Annotated in this window: 15 protein-coding genes; 11 read left to right on the top strand and 4 right to left on the bottom strand. The window is 70.4% G+C overall.

Annotated elements, in window-relative coordinates; genetic code table 11:
* Window positions 1–135 precede the first annotated feature (135 nt).
* Window positions 136–1,050: a class I SAM-dependent methyltransferase gene (locus tag L0984_RS29595; protein WP_234197990.1), complete on the bottom strand. Its 915-nt coding sequence runs from the start codon at window positions 1,048–1,050 to the stop codon at window positions 136–138.
* Between the two features lie 80 nt (window positions 1,051–1,130).
* On the opposite strand from L0984_RS29595, the gene L0984_RS29590 reads away from it, so the two are divergent.
* From L0984_RS29590 to L0984_RS29580, 3 genes are all read left to right on the top strand, one after another.
* Window positions 1,131–1,874: a ComF family protein gene (locus L0984_RS29590; protein ID WP_234197989.1), complete on the top strand. Its 744-nt coding sequence runs from the start codon at window positions 1,131–1,133 to the stop codon at window positions 1,872–1,874.
* An 81-nt stretch (window positions 1,875–1,955) separates the two neighbouring features.
* Window positions 1,956–2,426 carry a tRNA (cytidine(34)-2'-O)-methyltransferase gene (locus L0984_RS29585; RefSeq protein ID WP_234197988.1) on the top strand — a complete coding sequence of 157 codons (471 nt, stop codon included), beginning with the start codon at window positions 1,956–1,958 and terminating at the stop codon, window positions 2,424–2,426.
* Between the two features lie 140 nt (window positions 2,427–2,566).
* Entirely contained in the window at window positions 2,567–2,848 is a 282-nt protein-coding gene (locus L0984_RS29580) for a DUF4148 domain-containing protein (protein WP_234197987.1), read from the top strand.
* Between the two features lie 28 nt (window positions 2,849–2,876).
* Here L0984_RS29580 and L0984_RS29575 read toward each other — a convergent pair whose 3' ends face one another.
* Both L0984_RS29575 and L0984_RS29570 read right to left on the bottom strand, forming a co-directional pair.
* Window positions 2,877–3,338, bottom strand: coding sequence for a MaoC family dehydratase (locus L0984_RS29575; RefSeq protein ID WP_234197986.1), 462 nt, complete (start codon window positions 3,336–3,338; stop codon window positions 2,877–2,879).
* Window positions 3,339–3,423: 85 nt separating this feature from the next.
* Window positions 3,424–4,047 carry a ParA family protein gene (locus L0984_RS29570; RefSeq protein WP_234197985.1) on the bottom strand — a complete coding sequence of 208 codons (624 nt, stop codon included), beginning with the start codon at window positions 4,045–4,047 and terminating at the stop codon, window positions 3,424–3,426.
* A gap of 86 nt (window positions 4,048–4,133) precedes the next feature.
* Between L0984_RS29570 and kefF the strand changes: the two genes are divergently transcribed.
* Window positions 4,134–4,796, top strand: a complete 663-nt coding sequence (kefF, locus tag L0984_RS29565; protein ID WP_234197984.1) for a glutathione-regulated potassium-efflux system oxidoreductase KefF — start codon at window positions 4,134–4,136, stop codon at window positions 4,794–4,796.
* Window positions 4,797–4,798: 2 nt separating this feature from the next.
* Window positions 4,799–6,655 carry a glutathione-regulated potassium-efflux system protein KefC gene (kefC, locus tag L0984_RS29560; protein WP_234197983.1) on the top strand — a complete coding sequence of 619 codons (1,857 nt, stop codon included), beginning with the start codon at window positions 4,799–4,801 and terminating at the stop codon, window positions 6,653–6,655.
* Between the two features lie 18 nt (window positions 6,656–6,673).
* Here the strand turns inward: kefC and L0984_RS29555 are convergent, their stop codons facing one another.
* Entirely contained in the window at window positions 6,674–7,537 is an 864-nt protein-coding gene (locus L0984_RS29555; protein WP_076511995.1) for an amidohydrolase family protein, read from the bottom strand.
* 102 nt (window positions 7,538–7,639) lie between these two features.
* Between L0984_RS29555 and L0984_RS29550 the strand changes: the two genes are divergently transcribed.
* From L0984_RS29550 to L0984_RS29525, 6 genes are all read left to right on the top strand, one after another.
* Entirely contained in the window at window positions 7,640–8,413 is a 774-nt protein-coding gene (locus tag L0984_RS29550) for a crotonase/enoyl-CoA hydratase family protein (protein ID WP_234197982.1), read from the top strand.
* Between the two features lie 25 nt (window positions 8,414–8,438).
* Window positions 8,439–10,340 carry a feruloyl-CoA synthase gene (locus tag L0984_RS29545; protein ID WP_234197981.1) on the top strand — a complete coding sequence of 634 codons (1,902 nt, stop codon included), beginning with the start codon at window positions 8,439–8,441 and terminating at the stop codon, window positions 10,338–10,340.
* A 142-nt stretch (window positions 10,341–10,482) separates the two neighbouring features.
* Entirely contained in the window at window positions 10,483–11,247 is a 765-nt protein-coding gene (locus tag L0984_RS29540) for an SDR family NAD(P)-dependent oxidoreductase (RefSeq protein ID WP_234197980.1), read from the top strand.
* A 73-nt stretch (window positions 11,248–11,320) separates the two neighbouring features.
* Complete coding sequence (locus L0984_RS29535; protein ID WP_234197979.1) at window positions 11,321–13,135, top strand: tannase/feruloyl esterase family alpha/beta hydrolase; 1,815 nt, start codon at window positions 11,321–11,323, stop codon at window positions 13,133–13,135.
* A 34-nt stretch (window positions 13,136–13,169) separates the two neighbouring features.
* A complete protein-coding gene (locus tag L0984_RS29530) occupies window positions 13,170–14,156 on the top strand; it encodes a tripartite tricarboxylate transporter substrate-binding protein (protein WP_234197978.1) in 987 nt (328 codons plus the stop codon).
* A 72-nt stretch (window positions 14,157–14,228) separates the two neighbouring features.
* Window positions 14,229–15,923, top strand: coding sequence for a tannase/feruloyl esterase family alpha/beta hydrolase (locus tag L0984_RS29525; RefSeq protein ID WP_234197977.1), 1,695 nt, complete (start codon window positions 14,229–14,231; stop codon window positions 15,921–15,923).
* The last annotated feature ends 1 nt before the right edge of the window (window position 15,924 follow it).

Below are 15,924 nucleotides of genomic sequence, written 5' to 3'. Positions count from 1 at the left end.
CTTTCGAGGGAGTGCCGCTGCAGCCGAAGGCCAGTCCCAGGGCCGCAAGCACTCAAGAATTGTAGCGTGGCACCCTGTTTCGGCAGTCGGGGCAAGCCCTGCCCCACAGCCCCTTCGCGAGCGTCGCCGGAGCAGTTAGGCGCCGTCCCGGCCGCGTCGCAACATTTGACGCATGTCATTCAGCCCGATGGCGCTTTCCGGGGCGACCGCCACCCGCGAAACCGGCTTGAAGGCATGGCCGTAGATGATCTCGAAGGTCAGGGCGATGCGCCCGCCGTGCTCGTCGCACGCCAGGCCGGCCAGCAGGTCGAGCATCTGCGCGCGCCAGCGCCGCCCGCGCAGGGCCGGGAAGCGATCCCGATGCAGGTTGCGGCCCAGCGTGCGCAATTCGGCCAGCGCCGCCTCGGGCGTGCCCCAGGTCAGCACGATGCGCTCCATGTCCATGACCGGCTCGGCAAAACCGGCATGCACCAGCATGTCGCCCCAGTCGTGCATGTCGGTGAAGGCATGGGCTGGCTCCGGCCAGCCGCGAGCCCGATAGGCGGAACGCAGTTCCATCAGCGTGTCGGGGCCGAGGCCGGAGAACATCAGAAAACCGTCGGTCGCCACGCGGCGGTGCCATTCGGCGATCAGAACCTCCGGGTCCGGCGCCATGTGCAGCCCCATGTTGGCCCACAGCAGATCGACACCCCCTTCAGGCAAGGCGCCGAAGAGTTGCGGCCGGCCGCCCCGCCAGCGCTTCGCGCTCCACCAGGGTGCGGCAAAGGCAGCCGTCGTGGGGGCATGCAGGGCCGGCTCCGGCTCCTGCACATAGGCAGCCGCCTGGGGATAGCGCTGCGCCACCCGCTCATGCACCTCCAGGCCACCGCGAAGCGGCGACCAGTCGGCCCAGTGCCGCGGCGTGGCCTTGATCCACTGCAGGCGCTCCTCCATCCGCCGGCCCACTTCCTCGTGGAGCCAGGGTGCCGCGTCGCCGGGCGCCTGCCGCGCCCAGCGGCGGGCGGCCACCGGGTCGATCGTGGGCGGCCGGGATGCGGAAGAGGAAGACATGGCGATCAAGAGGCGCGCCGCGTGCGAATCGTCACGGCGGCGGGCGAGGTCGGCGAGGGGCGCGCCAGTATATTGAGCCGATGCCGACCTCTGCGCCGACCCGGCTTCGCCTCCCGGCTGCCCGACTGTTCAGCGCCCTGCTCGGCCTGCTTCCCAGCCAATGCGCCCTCTGCCGGGCCTGGCCGGACGAGGTGCTCTGCCGCGCCTGTCTGGACCAGTTCGCCGTCCCCGTGCCGCGATGCCGGCACTGCGCATTGGCGGTGCCGCCGGGCCAGCCCGTCTGCGGTGCCTGCCTGCGCGATCCGCCGCCCCTGGACGAATGCGTCGCCGCCTGCGACTACGACTGGCCCTGGAGCGCCTGCGTCTCGCGCTTCAAGTTCGCGGGCGAAGCCGGCTGGGCGGCGCCGCTGGCGGCCGTGCTGCGCCGCCACCCACGGGCGGCGGACCTGATCAACGCCGCCGACCTCGTGCTGCCCATGCCGCTGTCGCAGGAACGGCTGCGCGAGCGCGGCTTCAACCAATCCCTGGAACTGGCACGCCGGCTGGCGCCGGGCCGCTGCGATGCCCAGGTGCTGCTGCGGCCGGTCCACACACCGCCGCAGTCGGGCCTGAGCCGGGCCGACCGGCTGCGCAACCTGCGGGGAGCCTTCGCGGTGGAGCCCGCGCGCGCCCACGGACTGCAGGGCCGCGCCGTGCTGCTGATCGACGACGTGATGACCACTGGCGCTTCGCTGAGTGCCGCCGCCCGGGTGCTTCGGCAGGCCGGCGCGGCGCAGGTGACGGCCCTGGTGCTCGCGCGCACGCCCGCCCCCGGCGACGCGTGACGGACGCACCATCGCTGCGTCGCACGGGGCCATCCAGCGGCGGTTAAGCTCGCCGCCCCTCCCTGCCTGGTCGACCGCCCCATGTTCCGCATCGTTCTCGTCGAGCCCGAGATCCCACCCAATACCGGCAACGTGATCCGTCTCGCCGCCAACACCGGCTGCGAGCTTCATCTGGTGGAGCCGCTCGGCTTTTCGATGGAGGACCGCCTGCTGCGGCGGGCCGGCCTCGACTACCACGAGTTCGCCCGCGTCGAGCGCCATGCCAGCTGGCAGGCGCTGGTCGAGCGGCATGCGCCGGCGCCCGGGCGCCTGTTCGCCCTCACGACGCGCGGCACGCGCCTGGTGCACGACGTGGCCTTCCAGCCCGGCGACTGGCTGGTGTTCGGGGCCGAGACCCGCGGACTGGCGCCCGAACTGCGGGAGCGCTTCGCCCCGCCGCAGCAGTTGAAGCTGCCGATGCGGCCGGGCCAGCGCAGCCTCAACCTGTCGAACGCGGTGGCCGTGACGGTGTTCGAGGCCTGGCGGCAGAACGGGTTCGCCACGGAAGTTTGAGCCGGGGCGGCGCCAGGGACGTGTATCCGTTGGCTACACGTGAATCCAGGCAGAGGGCGCGGGCGTATCTGGATCAGGCCTCTGTGCAGCCTCATGGCGGCCAGGCGCCATCCCTCCACCTCCTACCAAGGAAGCCTCCCATGATCCGCAAGCTCACCGCCGTCGCCCTCGCCACCCTGTTCACCGCGGGCGCTGCCCATGCCGTGGATGGCGAGATGTCGCCCAACCCGCCGGTTCCCTTCCAGTCCACGCTGTCGCGGGCACAGGTGCAGGCCGAGGCCCGCAATGCGCCGACGCCCAACAACGGCAGCACCGGCGTGCTCCAGGTGCGCGGCAACACGGATCGGGCCGTGGTCCGGGCCGGTGCGCGGGCCACGGCGCGCGAGGGCTGCGCCAACTGCGCCGAAGTCGGCACGCTGTGAGCCGCCGCGGCGCGCCCTGGCCCGGGTCTCAGGGGTAGCGCCGCACCACCGACTCGGCCACGCAGGCGGGCTTCGCGGCGCCTTCGAGTTCGATGGTGCTCTGCCAGACCATCTGGTAGCCGCCGCCTTCGATGGCTTCGCTCGACAGCAGCTTGATGTGGGCACGCAACCGGCTGCCGACCGGCACCGGGGACATGAAGCGCACGCGATTCAGGCCATAGTTGACCCCCATGCGGGCTTCGACCACTTCGACCGCGGTGTCGAAGAAGGTCGGCAATAGCGACAGCGTGAGAAAGCCGTGGGCGATGGGCGCGCCGAAAGGCCCGGCCTTGGCGCGCTCCACATCCACGTGGATCCACTGGTGGTCGCCCGTCGCCTCGGCGAACTGGTTGACCTGGGCCTGTGTCACGGTGGTCCAGTCACTGGTGGCGATGTCCTGGCCGACGCAGGCGTTCAGGTCGGCAAGGGTCTGGAAGATGCGCTTGGTCATGCGGCGGATGATGCCCCGGGCCCGCCAGCCCTGCTGTCTGCGCCGGGACAGGAGCGATCGGTGCTTTCCCGCAAGCGGCTGGCCTTCAGTCGTCCAGCCACTGGATCAGCGGCTGCCACTGCGCCAGGTCGCGCTCGTAGCGCGTGGGGGCAAGGTCGAACAGGGTCAGGCCGTGGGCGGCGAGCTGCACATAGTTCTGCGTTTCGCGCAGTTCCGTGACCAGCGGCATCTTCATCTGCATGGCGAATTCGCGCAGCCGTTCGGCGGCCAGCGTGCGCGCCCCCACCCGCATGCCCACCAGGCCGATGCGCGGCGCCCTCTTGCCCGGCAGGCGCTCTGCCAGCCGGTCGAGGAAATCGCGGGTGGCGAAGATGTCGAACAGGCTGGGCTGCACGGGCACCACCACCTTGTCTGCCAGCGCCAGCACTTCCTTGAAACGCCAGCCATGCAGTCCGGCCGGCGTGTCCAGCACGGCGTGGGTCGTCCCCGCGGGCGGGCGCACGATGCTTCCCTGCCCCTGCGCTTCCCAGCCGCGGATGCCGGCGGCCTGCGCCGGCCGCAGCGAGAGCCAGAGCCGCGAGGACTGCTGCCGATCCACGTCGCCCAGCATGACCGGATGGCCCCGGCTCGCGAAATAGCCCGCGATGTGGGTCGCAAGCGTCGACTTGCCCGACCCACCCTTCGGATTGGCGACGAGAACCACCGGCATGCAGCGCTCCTGGCGTTGAACCAGGCTGCATGGTAGGCCCAGCCGATGCCGGCATGCCGACGCGCGTTTGCGCTATGGTCGCCGCCATGCCGACCATTCCAACCCCAACATCCGGCGCCCCCTCCAGCGAGCCTGACGCGGCCGCGGTCTATGTGCTGGCGGCGCATCCCCACTGGCGGGAATCCCGGGCCAACCGGCGCCTGCGCGACGCCGCCCTGGGTCTTCCCCACGTGCAGGTCAACGACCTGTACGCCACCTACCCCGACTACGCCATCGATGTGGCGGCCGAGCAGCGGCGCCTGGACGCCGCCGAACTGGTGGTGCTGATGCACCCGATCCAGTGGTACAGCATGCCGCCCCTGCAGAAGCTGTGGCTGGACGAGGTCCTGGGCTACGGCTGGGCGTACGGCCCGGGTGGCCATGCACTGCGCGGCAAGTCGATGTGGCTGGTGGCCAGCACCGGCGGCGCCCAGGACAGCTACCACCCCGCAGGCTACAACCGCTATTTCTTCGACGCCTTCCTGCCGCCCTACGAGCAGACCGCAGCCCTGTGCGGCATGCGCTTCCTGCCGCCACTGCTGCTGCACGATGCCCGGCGCGTGCCCGAGCCCGAACTCGCGGCGCACGTGGAGGTCTTCGTCCAGCGCCTCGCCAGCTATCCGGACTGGCCCGAACTGGCGGAGCTGGAGGACTGCCCGGAATGCCTGGTGCCGGCGGGCGACCGGCCCCAGGCGCAGGTGGTGCGCTGAGCATGGAACACGCACCCGCCTGGCTGACCAACAGCCTGATCTACCTCGGGGCCGCCGTGCTGGTCGTGCCCCTGTCGCGCGCGCTCGGCCTGGGCGCCATCATCGGCTACCTGGTGGCCGGCATCGCCATCGGCCCGGCCGGCCTCGGGCTGGTGTCCAGCGTCGAGGAGGTGCTGCACTTCGCCGAATTCGGCGTGGTGCTGATGCTCTTCCTGGTCGGCCTGGAACTGGAGCCGCGCCGGCTCTGGCTGCTGCGCCGGCCCATCTTCGGCTGGGGCAGCGCCCAGGTGCTGGGCTGCGCCGTGGTGCTGTTCGCCGTCGGCTGCGCGGCCGGCGCGCCATGGCGGGTGTCGCTGGTGGCGGCGCTGGGCCTGGCGCTCTCGTCCACCGCCATCGCGCTGCAGGTCTTCGGCGAGCGCAAGCTGCTCAAGACGGCCAGCGGCCAGGCGGGCTTCTCGATCCTGCTGTTCCAGGACGTGGCCGCCATCCCCATCCTGGCCTTGCTGCCGGTACTGGCCAGCGGTCCGGCCGACGCGCCACTGGACGCCACGGCCCGCGCGCTCGAAGCCGCCAAGATCATCGGCGTGGTGGGCGGAATCGTGCTGGGCGGCCGGCTGGCGCTGCGGCCGATCCTGCGCTGGATCGCCCGCAGCAACACGCCCGAGATCTTCACCGCTGCCTCGCTGCTGCTGGTGGTGGCCATCGCGGCGCTGATGCAGTTCGTGGGCCTGTCGATGGCGCTGGGTGCCTTCCTCGCCGGCGTGCTGCTGGCCGAGAGCGAATACCGCCGTGAGCTGGAGACCGACATCGAGCCCTTCAAGGGCCTGCTGCTGGGCCTGTTCTTCATCGCCGTGGGCATGAGCATCGACTTCCGCGTGCTGCTGGCCCAGCCGCTACTGATGGCCGCACTGGTGGCGGGCTTCATGGTGCTCAAGTTCGGCGTGATCCTGGGGCTGGCGCGCGCCATGGGCCTGCCGCGGCGCGAGCGGCCGGTGTTCACGCTGCTGCTGGCGCAGGGCGGCGAGTTCGCCTTCGTCGTCTTCCAGGCGGCCGTGGGCGCGCAGGTGCTGGCCCCCGAGACCTCGTCGCTGCTGGTGGGCGCGGTGGCGCTGTCGATGCTGCTGTCACCGCTGCTGCTGGTGCTCTTCGATCGCCTCATTCCCGACCCGCAGAGCCAGGCGCAGGTGGAAGAAATCTCCGAGCCGCAGGAGGCGCAGGTGCTGATCTGCGGCTTCGGCCGCTACGGCCAGATCGTGGGCCGCGTGCTGCTGTCGCAGGGCATGCCGGTGACGGTGCTGGACCACGACCCCGACACCGTCCAGGGCCTGCGGGAGTTCGGTTTCCGCGTGTTCTATGGCGATGCGACACGGCTCGACCTGCTGCGTATCGCAGGGGCCGGCCAGGCGCGCGCCATCGTGGTGGCGGTGGACGAGGTGACGACCTGCCTGGCCATCGTCGACCTGGTGCGGGAGCACTTTCCGCAGGCAGAGATCATCGCCCGTGCCCGCAACCTGGGGCACTACTACCAGTTGCGCGACCGCGGCATCACCCTGGCCGAGCGCGAGCTGTTCGAATCGTCGCTGCGCAGCGCGCGCTCGGTGCTGGAGACGCTGGGCTGGCCCGCGCACGAGGCGCGCGAGGCGGCCATGCAGTTCCGCCTGCGCAACCTGCGCATCGCGGAAGACAGCTATCCGCACTACAAGGACCGCAAGAAGCTGATCGCCGTGGCCAAGGAAGGCCGCCAGCAGTTCGAGGAGCAGATGGCGCGCGAGCGCGAGGAACGCCGGCGGGCGCGCGATTCATGGGGCGTGCGGCATGAGGGCCAGGGCGACGGGGCGCGCGCCGAAAGGCCGGACTGAGCGCGCCCGCCTCGACGCCTACTTCAGCCCAAGCAGGCGCACCGCGTTGTCCTTCAGGATCCCCGGCATCACCTCCGGCTTGAAGCCGGCCTCCTGGAAGTCCTTCATCCAGCGATCGGGCGTGATCAGCGGGTAGTCGCTGCCGAAGAGGATGCGGTCCTTCAGCAGCGTGTTGGCGTACTGCACCAGCTGCTTCGGGAAGTACTTGGGACTCCAGCCCGACAGGTCGATCCAGACATTGGGCTTGTGCGTGGCCACCGACAGCGCCTCGTCCTGCCACGGGAAGCTGGGGTGGGCCATGATGATCTGCATGTCCGGGAAGTCGATGGCGACGTCGTCCAGGTGCATCGGGTTGCTGTACTCCAGCCGCAGGCCGCCGCCGCAGCGCATGCCCGAGCCGATGCCGCTGTGGCCGGTGTGGAAGATGGCCGGCAGCTTGTGCTCGGCGATCACTTCGTACAGCGGCCAGGCCATGCGGTCGTAGGGATGGAAGCCCTGCACCGTCGGATGGAACTTGAAGCCCTTGACGCCGTGCTCCTCGATCAGCCGGCGCACCTCGCGCGCACCCATCTTTCCCTTGTGCGGATCGACGCTGCCGAAGGCGATCATGATGTCGCTGTTCTTCTGCGCCGCCTCGGCGATCTCCTCGTTCGGGATGCGGCGGCGGCCCAGGTTGGACTCGCTGTCCACGCCGAACATCACCAGGCCGATCTTGCGCTCGCGGTAGTAGTCGATGCTCTCCTGGATGGTCGGGCGCCGGCTGGAGCGGAAGTACTTGTCCGCCGCGCGGTCGTACTCCTCGCCGTAGTTGTCGAAGGGGTTCCAGCAGCTGATCTCGGCGTGGGTGTGGATGTCGATGGCGGTGAGGTTCGCGATGTCCATGGGCGCGTCTCCGTTCGGGTAAGTACTGATGAGTTGGCCGTTCCGGGCCGTTGAATTGATTATTTTGGATAACCATAATCGATCCAACTTCCGAACGCAATCATGACCCATCAGGACCTCAGCCTCGACATCCAGGGCGACATCGCCATCGTCCGCCTCACGCGCCCGGCCAAGCGCAACGCCCTCAACGACGGCCTGATCCTGGCCCTGCGCAACACCTTCGAGAGCCTGCCCGACACCGTGCGCGCCGTGGTGCTCGACGGCGAAGGCCCGCATTTCTGCGCCGGCCTGGACCTGTCGGAGATCAGCGAGCGCGATGCCGGCGGCGGCCTGCGCCATTCGCGCATGTGGCATGCCGCGCTGGAGCTGGTGCAGCATGGCCCCGTTCCCGTGGTGGCCGCCCTGCACGGCGCCGTGGTCGGTGGCGGCCTGGAGCTGGCCAGCGCCTGCCACATCCGCGTGGCCGATGCCAGCACCTTCTATGCGCTGCCCGAAGGCACGCGCGGCATCTTCGTGGGCGGCGGCGGCTCGGTGCGCATCCCGCGCCTGATCGGCGTGGCCCGCATGACCGACATGATGATGACCGGCCGCGTCTACAACGCCGAGGACGGCGAGCGCGCCGGCTTCGCCCAGTACCTGGTGCCCGAGGGCGCAGCCGTCGACAAGGCCATCGAACTGGCCCGCCGCATCGCCACCAATGCGCCGCTGACCAACTACGCGCTGATGCACGCCCTGCCCCGCATCGCCGAGCAGAGCGCCGACCACGGCTTCTTCACGGAGGCGCTGATGTCCGGCATCGTGCAGGACGCGCCCGAGGCCAAGGCCCGCGTGCGTGCCTTCCTCGAAGGCAAGGCGGCGAAAGTCACCAAGGGCTGAGGCCTCAGCACCGAAGGACAAGAACATGCTGGAGACACTGGACATGCCCACCGCGACCCCCGCCGCTGCGCCTGCCGCCCGCTACCGCGCGCTCGAATTCGGCATCACCCGCGCCGTGCTGCGCGAGGCCGAAGGCGGCGTGCAATACCTGCAGGCCGTCAAGCCGCTGGGCCACCATGCCCACCGCATGACGGACCGGCTGGTGTACTGGGCCGCCATGGCGCCCGACCGGACCTTCGTGGCCCGCCGCGCGCGCAATGCCGACGGCAGCACCGGCGACTGGATCCGCATCAGCTACCGCGAGGCGCTGTCCAAGGCCCGCGCCATCGGTCAGGCGCTGCTGGACCGCGGCCTGAGCGAGGACCGGCCGGTCGCCATCCTCAGCGAGAACAGCATTGAGCACCTGCTGCTGGCGCTGGGCGCGCTCTACGTGGGCATTCCGCACTGCCCGGTGTCGCCGCCCTATTCGCTGGTCAGCAAGGACTACGACAAGCTGCGCCATGTGATCGGCACGCTCACGCCCGGCCTGGTGTTTGCCAGCGACACGCGCTATGCCGCAGCCATCGCCGCCGTGGTGCCGGCCGACACCGAGGTGGTGCTGGGCGGCGGCGCGCTGGAAGGCCGCACGGTCACGCCGCTGTCGCAGCTGCTGGCCACCGAGCCCACATCCGCCGTCGAGGCGGCCATGCACGGCACGCACCCGGGCACCATCACCAAGTTCCTGTTCACCTCGGGCTCCACGAAGAACCCCAAGGCGGTCATCAACACCCACCGCATGTGGTGCGCCAACCAGCAGCAGCTGCGTGCCTCCATTCCTGCGCTGGGCGAGGAGCCGCCGGTGCTGATCGACTGGCTGCCCTGGAACCACACCTTCGGCGGCAACCACAACGTCGGCATCGTGCTGGACAACGGCGGCACGCTCTACATCGACGACGGCAAGCCCACGCCGGGCGGCATCGCCGAGACGCTGCGCAACCTGCGCGAGATCGCGCCCACCGTCTACTTCAACGTGCCCACCGGCTTCGAGTACATCGCCAACGCGATGGAGGAAGACCCGGCGCTGCGCAAGAAGCTGCTGTCGCGCTGCCGCATGTTCTTCTACGCCGGCGCGGCCCTGCCCCAGGCCGTGTGGGATCAGCTGCACCGCCTGCAGGAGGCCGAGATCGGCGAGCGCCTGGTGATGGGCACCGGCCTGGGCATGACCGAGTCCGGCCCCTTCGGCCTGTACATCACCCGGCCCGAAGTGCGCACGGGCGACCTGGGCCTGCCCTGCGCGGGCATGGAGATCAAGCTGGTGCCCACCGACGGCAAGGTCGAGATCCGCTACCGCGGCCCCAACGTCACGCCCGGCTACTGGCGCATGCCCGAAGCCACGCACGAGGCCTTCGACGAGGAAGGCTTCTTCAAGACCGGCGACGCCGTCGCCTGGATCGACCCCGACAACATCCACCTGGGCCTGCGCTTCGACGGCCGCATCGCCGAGGACTTCAAGCTGGCCACCGGCACCTTCGTGAGCGTCGGTCCGCTGCGCGCCAAGGTGATCGCCTTCGGCGCGCCCTATGTGCAGGACGTGGTGCTCACCGGCATCAACCTGAAGGAAGTGGGCGCGCTGATCTTCCCGACCCAGGCGGTGCGCGAGCTGGCGCCCTCGCTGCCAGGCGACGTGCCGCTGAAGTCGGTGCTGGAGCATCCGGAGGTTCAACTGCACTTTCAGAAGGTGATCGACCGCCTGGCGGGCGACGCCACGGGCAGCGCCAACCGCATCGCCCGCGCCGCGCTGGTGGCCGAGCCGCCCTCCATCGACAAGGGCGAGATCACCGACAAGGGCTCGATCAACCAGCGCGCCGTGCTCAAGCACCGCGACGACGCGGTGCAGGCCCTGCACGCCGACACGCTGCCGTTCACCATCAAGCCCCAGTGGCAGTAGCCATTGGCTCCCTCCCCCGCTGGGGGAGGGCGGGGGTGGGGGCCTGCGGCGGTCGTCGAGCAGCAGGCCATCTACCGCCGAACGCCCCCATCCCCACCTTTCCCCAGAGGGGGAAGGAGCAAGAAACCAAGGAGATGAACCCATGAAGATCGAAGGACAAAGCGCGCTGGTCACCGGTGGCGCCTCCGGCCTGGGCGAAGCCACCGCCCGCGAACTCGCCCGTCTGGGCGCCAAGGTGGCGGTGCTCGACCGCAACCTCGACCAGGCGAAGAAGGTCGCGGCCGACATCGGCGGCGCGGCCTTCGCCTGCGACATCACCGACACGGCGAGCGTCGAGGCCGCCCTGAGCGCCGCGGCCGAGGCGCACGGCCCCGCCCGCATCCTGATGAACGTGGCCGGCATCGGCAGCGCGAAGCGCATCGTCGGCAAGGACGGCAGCGCCGCGCCGCTGGAAGACTTCGCCCGCGTCATCCAGGTCAACCTGATCGGCACCTACAACGTGAGCCGCCTCTTCGCGGCCCGCTGCGCCAGACTCGAAACGCTGGACGGCGGCGAGCGCGGCGTGATGATGTTCACCGCCTCGGTGGCCGCCTTCGATGGCCAGGTGGGCCAGCAGGCCTACAGCGCCTCCAAGGGCGGCCTGGTCGGCATGACGCTGCCGATGGCGCGCGACCTGGCGCAGCACGGCATCCGCGTGTGCACCGTGGCGCCCGGCATCTTCGCGACGCCGCTGCTGCTGGAGCTGCCCGAGCCGGTGCAGCAATCGCTGGCCGCCGCCATTCCCTTCCCCCCCCGTCTGGGCAAGCCCTCGGAATTCGCCGAGCTGGCCTGCCACATCGTGACCAACGGCCACCTCAATGGCGAGGTGATCCGGCTGGACGGCGCGCTGCGCATGGCGCCGCGCTGACCCCCCGGAGCGGCCGAGGGGCCGCTCCTTCCTTGTGCGAGACCTTCACGAAGAACCACCACGGAGACAAACCATGAAGAAGGAAGACGGCAAGACTTTCGCGTTGCGCGCCCTGGCGGCGGCCGCACCCCTCGCGCTGCTGGCGGCCTGCGGCGGCTCGGGCAACGACAACAACCAGAACGCCGCGCTGGCGGCGGCGCTGATCGCGGCCAACCAGCCCGCGCCAGCACCTGCGCCCGCCCCGGCACCCGCGCCGGCCCCGGCGGTCGAGACCATTCCGCAGCTGTCGCCGGCCACCGGCGCCACGCTGACCTCCTGCACCGATCTCGCCACACGTTTCACCTACGCCAACACCACCATCACCGCGGCCACGGTGGTCGCGGCTGGCGCGCTCAAGGTCGCAGGCACCGACGTGCCGGAACATTGCCGTCTGACGGGCAACATGTTCCCCCGCACGAGCAGCGTCGACGGCAAGAGCTACGCCATCGGCTTCGAAATGCGCCTGCCCACCAGCTGGAACGGCCGCTTCTTCTATCAGGCCAACGGCGGCCTGGACGGCAGCGTCGCCACGGCCACTGGTGACGTAGGGGGCGGCGGCGGTCTCAGCAATGCGCTCAAGATGGGCTTCGCCGTGATCAGCTCCGACGCGGGTCATACCGCCGCGATGGGCGCGAATTTCGGCATCGATCCGCAAGCCCGCCTCGACTATGGCTACCAGGCCGTGGCCAAGCTCACGCCCATGGCCAAGAGCGCCATCCAGACCGCCTACGGCAAGGGCCCGGAGCGTTCCTACTTCGGCGGCTGTTCCAACGGCGGCCGGCATGCCATGGTCGCGGCGTCCCGCTACGCGGACCAGTACGACGGCATCCTGGCCGGCGATCCGGGCACGCGCCTTCCCCTGGCCGCCACCGCCAACATCGCAGGCGCCCAGACCTACAACACGCTGGCCACCACGCCTGGCGATCTGGGCAGCGGTTTCACGCAGGCCGAGCGCACACTGGTCACCAAGGCAGTGCTCGCCCAATGCGACGGGCTGGACGGCGCCGCCGACGGCATGGTGCAGGACAACGCGGCCTGCCAGGCCGCGTTCGACATCAACCGCGATGTGCCCACCTGTGCGACCACGCGCAACGGCACCTGCCTCAGCGCTGACCAGAAGTCCAAGATCGACAAGCTGTTCAAGGGCGGTGCGTCGACGCCCAGCGGCAAGCGGATCTACAACAGCTTCCCGTATGACGCCGGCCTGGACACGGGCGGCTGGGCACTGTGGAAGTTCGTCTTCCCGACCCTGCTTGACACGGGTGCCGTCGGTCTGGTCTTCCAGTCGCCACCCGAGGACGCGAGCACCTTCAATGGACCGAGCTTTGCGCTGACGGGCAACCTGGACACCATGCTGAGCAAGGTGAACGCCACCTCCGGCATTTATGCCGAGAGTGCGATGTCCTTCATGACCCCGCCCAACTACGGCAAGCTGCCGGCCCTGAAGAAGCGCGGCGCCAAGCTGATGGTCTACCACGGCACGGCCGACCCGATCTTCTCCAGCGACGACTCGGTCGACTGGTACCAGCAACTGCAAAAGGACAACGGCGGCGACGCCTCCAATTTCGCGCGGCTGTACCTGATCCCCGGCATGAACCATTGCTCGGGCGGCCCGGCCACCGACCAGTTCGACATGCTCAGCGCCCTGGTCAAGTGGGTGGAGCAAGGCCAGGCCCCCGACCGCGTGGTGGCCAGCGCTCGCGGCACCGGCAATGCCGGCGGCGTCAATGCCGACCTGCCGGCCACCTGGTCCGCCACCCGCACCCGTCCGCTGTGCCCCTATCCGAAGGTTGCCCGCTACAACGGCACGGGCAGCCTGGAGGACGCAGCCAACTTCAGCTGCCGCTGACCCCGTTTTCTTCCTTCGCTCTCCGGAGACATCCATGCAACATCGTCGTCAATTCCTCCACACCCTCGGCGGCGCGGCCGCCATGGGCGCCCTGTCGCCCCTGTCGGCCTTCGCCCAGGCCATCGAGCAGGTCAAGATCATGTACGGCTTCCCGGCCGGCAGCGCCGGTGACACCGTCGCCCGCCGCGTGGCCGAGAAGATCGCCGGCACCGCCTATGCCAAGGGCGCCTATGTCGAGAACAAGCCGGGCGCCGGCGGCCGCATCGCGGTCGAGACGCTGAAGAACTCGCCGCCGGACGGCTCGGTGCTCACGCTGGCGCCGGTATCGGCCATCGCGGTGTATCCGTACATCTACCCCAAGCTGACCTACAAGCCCGAGGACGTCACGCCCGTCTCCATCGGCGCCATCATGTTCCACGGCCTGGCCGTGGGCCCGGCGGTGCCGGCCGAGGTGAAGACGCTGAAGGACTTCCTCGCCTGGGCCAAGGCCAACCCGGCGCAGGCCAGCTACGGCTCGCCCGGTGCCGGCTCCATGCCGCACCTGCTGGGCGCGCTGCTGGGCATGCGCTCGGGCGTGGAACTGAAGCACGTGCCCTACCGCGGCACCGTGCCCAGCATCACCGACCTGGTGGGCGGCCAGATCGCCGCGGCCATGAACCCCAGCGGCGACTACCTGCAGTACATGAAGAACGGCCGCGTGCGCGTGCTGGCCACCTCGGGCAAGAAGCGCTCGCCCTACCTGCCCGACGTGCCCACTTTCACCGAGCTGGGCTACCCGGACGTGACCTCGGAGGAATGGTTCGGCTTCTACGCGCCTGCCAAGACGCCCGCGGCCGTGCTGGCCTCGGCCAATGCCGCGATCAACGCAGCCCTGAAGGACAAGGCGGTGATCGACTCGCTGGCGCTCGTGGGCCTGGTGGCCCACGGCACCACGGCGCAGGACATGGCGGCCGACCAGAAGGCGGAGTTCGAGCGCTGGGGCCCCCTGGTCAAGCAGATCGGCTTTACGGCAGAGTCCTGATCGCCCCAGGCTGACCGATCGCGAAGCCGGCTCTTACGATGCCGGCTTCGCGCCGTTTGCGAGACCCCGATCATGAACACCTTCCGCCTTGCCGCCCTCGGCGGCGCCATCGCCCTGCTTGCGGCCTGCGGCTCGCGTCCGCCCGACGCGGCCACGGCCATGAAGGCCGCGCGCCCCGGCGAACTGCACACCTGCGAAGGGCTCGAAGCCGCGCCGGGCGTGGTGTTCACAGCCGTGCGCAGCGTGCCGGCCGGCCCGGTGGCGGTGCGCGGTGGCAGCGAACAGGCGCCCGCCCACTGCCTGGTGCAGGGCCGCATGGCCGAGCGCACCAGCACGGTGGACGGCCAGCGCTACGCCATCGGCTTCGAGCTGCGGCTGCCGCAGGCCTGGAATGGCCGCTTCCTGTTCCAGGCCAACGGCGGGCTGGACGGCGTGGTCGTGCCGGCGCTGGGCGGCATCGGCGGCGGCGGGCCGCACACCAATGCGCTGTCGATGGGCTTCGCGGTGGTCAGCAGCGACGCCGGCCATCCCGCGCCCAACCCGCGCTTCGGCCTCGATCCGCAGGCGCGGCGCGACTACGGCTACAGCGCCGTGGCCCAGCTCACGCCCGTGGCCAAGCAGCTCGTCGCACAGGCCTATGGGCGACCGGCCGACCGCTCCTACATCGCGGGCTGCTCCAACGGCGGGCGCCACGCCATGGTGGCGGCCTCGCGCCTGCCCCAGGCCTTCGACGGCGTGCTGGCCGGCAACCCCGGCTTCCACCTGCCGCGCGCGGCCGTGGCCCAGCTCTACGGCGCCCAGCAGTACGCGCCGCTCGCCACGGCCAAGACGCCCCAGGGTGAGCCCGACCTGCAGACGGCTTTCACGCCCGGCCAGTTGCAGACCCTCTCGCGCGCCGTGCTGGCGCGCTGCGACATGCTCGACGGCCTGACCGACGGCATCGTCGGCGACGTCAAGTCCTGCCAGGCCCGCTTCAACCTGGGCCGCGACGTGCCCACCTGCACCGCGGGCCGGCAGGACAGCTGCCTGGATCCGGCGCAGAAGATGGCGCTGGCCCGCGTCTTCGCAGGCGCCCGCGACAGCAATGGCCGCCAGATCTACAGCAGCTTCCCCTTCGACCCCGGCGTCTCGGGCGCCAACTGGCGCGAATGGAAGCTGGCCAGCCCCGCCACCCGCGATGCCGGCGCCGTGGCCTTCATCTTCAGCACACCGCCGATGGCCGACCGGCCGCAGGGCATGGCCTTCGCACTCGGCTTCGACATGGACCGCGATGCGCCCCGCATCGACGCGACGCAGGCGCCCTACGACGAATCCGCCATGGCCTTCATGACGCCGCCCAACGCCGAGCGCCTGCAGTCGCTGCGGGCCCGGGGCGGCCGCATGATCGTCTACCACGGCACGGGCGACGGCGTGTTCTCGTCTGACGACACCGCCGCCTGGTACGAGCGCCTGCAGGCCACGCACGCCGGCCGTGCCGGCGAATTCGTGCGCTACTTCCCGGTGCCCGGCATGAACCACTGCAGCGGCGGCCCCTCGACCGACCAGTTCGACATGCTCACGGCACTGGTCGACTGGGTCGAGGGCGGCCACGCGCCCGAGCAGGTGCTGGCCGAGGCCCGCGGGCCCGGCTCGCCGCAGCCCAACCCCGAGGTGCCCGCCAGCTGGGCGCCCGACCGCACCCGGCCCCTGTGCCCCTATCCCGCCGTCGCCCGCTTCCGCGGCGGCGACACCGAACGCGCGACCAGCTTCGCCTGCGTCGCGCCCTGAC

It is taken from the genome of Pseudacidovorax sp. NFM-22, from assembly GCF_021401245.1.
In the GTDB taxonomy this organism is placed as follows: domain Bacteria; phylum Pseudomonadota; class Gammaproteobacteria; order Burkholderiales; family Burkholderiaceae_C; genus Xenophilus.
The sequence above is the reverse complement of the archived record's forward strand: the minus strand, read 5'-3'. Positions and strand labels throughout refer to the sequence as shown.

Excerpts from the sequence above, each read along its gene's own strand:
- L0984_RS29595 (WP_234197990.1), bottom strand. The coding sequence starts at position 1,050 with ATGTCTTCCTCTTCCGCATCCCGGCCGCCCACGATCGACCCGGTGGCC.
- L0984_RS29590 (WP_234197989.1), top strand. The coding sequence starts at position 1,131 with ATGCCGACCTCTGCGCCGACCCGGCTTCGCCTCCCGGCTGCCCGACTG.
- L0984_RS29585 (WP_234197988.1), top strand. The coding sequence starts at position 1,956 with ATGTTCCGCATCGTTCTCGTCGAGCCCGAGATCCCACCCAATACCGGC.
- L0984_RS29580 (WP_234197987.1), top strand. The coding sequence starts at position 2,567 with ATGATCCGCAAGCTCACCGCCGTCGCCCTCGCCACCCTGTTCACCGCG.
- L0984_RS29575 (WP_234197986.1), bottom strand. The coding sequence starts at position 3,338 with ATGACCAAGCGCATCTTCCAGACCCTTGCCGACCTGAACGCCTGCGTC.
- L0984_RS29570 (WP_234197985.1), bottom strand. The coding sequence starts at position 4,047 with ATGCCGGTGGTTCTCGTCGCCAATCCGAAGGGTGGGTCGGGCAAGTCG.
- kefF (WP_234197984.1), top strand. The coding sequence starts at position 4,134 with ATGCCGACCATTCCAACCCCAACATCCGGCGCCCCCTCCAGCGAGCCT.
- kefC (WP_234197983.1), top strand. The coding sequence starts at position 4,799 with ATGGAACACGCACCCGCCTGGCTGACCAACAGCCTGATCTACCTCGGG.
- L0984_RS29555 (WP_076511995.1), bottom strand. The coding sequence starts at position 7,537 with ATGGACATCGCGAACCTCACCGCCATCGACATCCACACCCACGCCGAG.
- L0984_RS29550 (WP_234197982.1), top strand. The coding sequence starts at position 7,640 with ATGACCCATCAGGACCTCAGCCTCGACATCCAGGGCGACATCGCCATC.
- L0984_RS29545 (WP_234197981.1), top strand. The coding sequence starts at position 8,439 with ATGCTGGAGACACTGGACATGCCCACCGCGACCCCCGCCGCTGCGCCT.
- L0984_RS29540 (WP_234197980.1), top strand. The coding sequence starts at position 10,483 with ATGAAGATCGAAGGACAAAGCGCGCTGGTCACCGGTGGCGCCTCCGGC.
- L0984_RS29535 (WP_234197979.1), top strand. The coding sequence starts at position 11,321 with ATGAAGAAGGAAGACGGCAAGACTTTCGCGTTGCGCGCCCTGGCGGCG.
- L0984_RS29530 (WP_234197978.1), top strand. The coding sequence starts at position 13,170 with ATGCAACATCGTCGTCAATTCCTCCACACCCTCGGCGGCGCGGCCGCC.
- L0984_RS29525 (WP_234197977.1), top strand. The coding sequence starts at position 14,229 with ATGAACACCTTCCGCCTTGCCGCCCTCGGCGGCGCCATCGCCCTGCTT.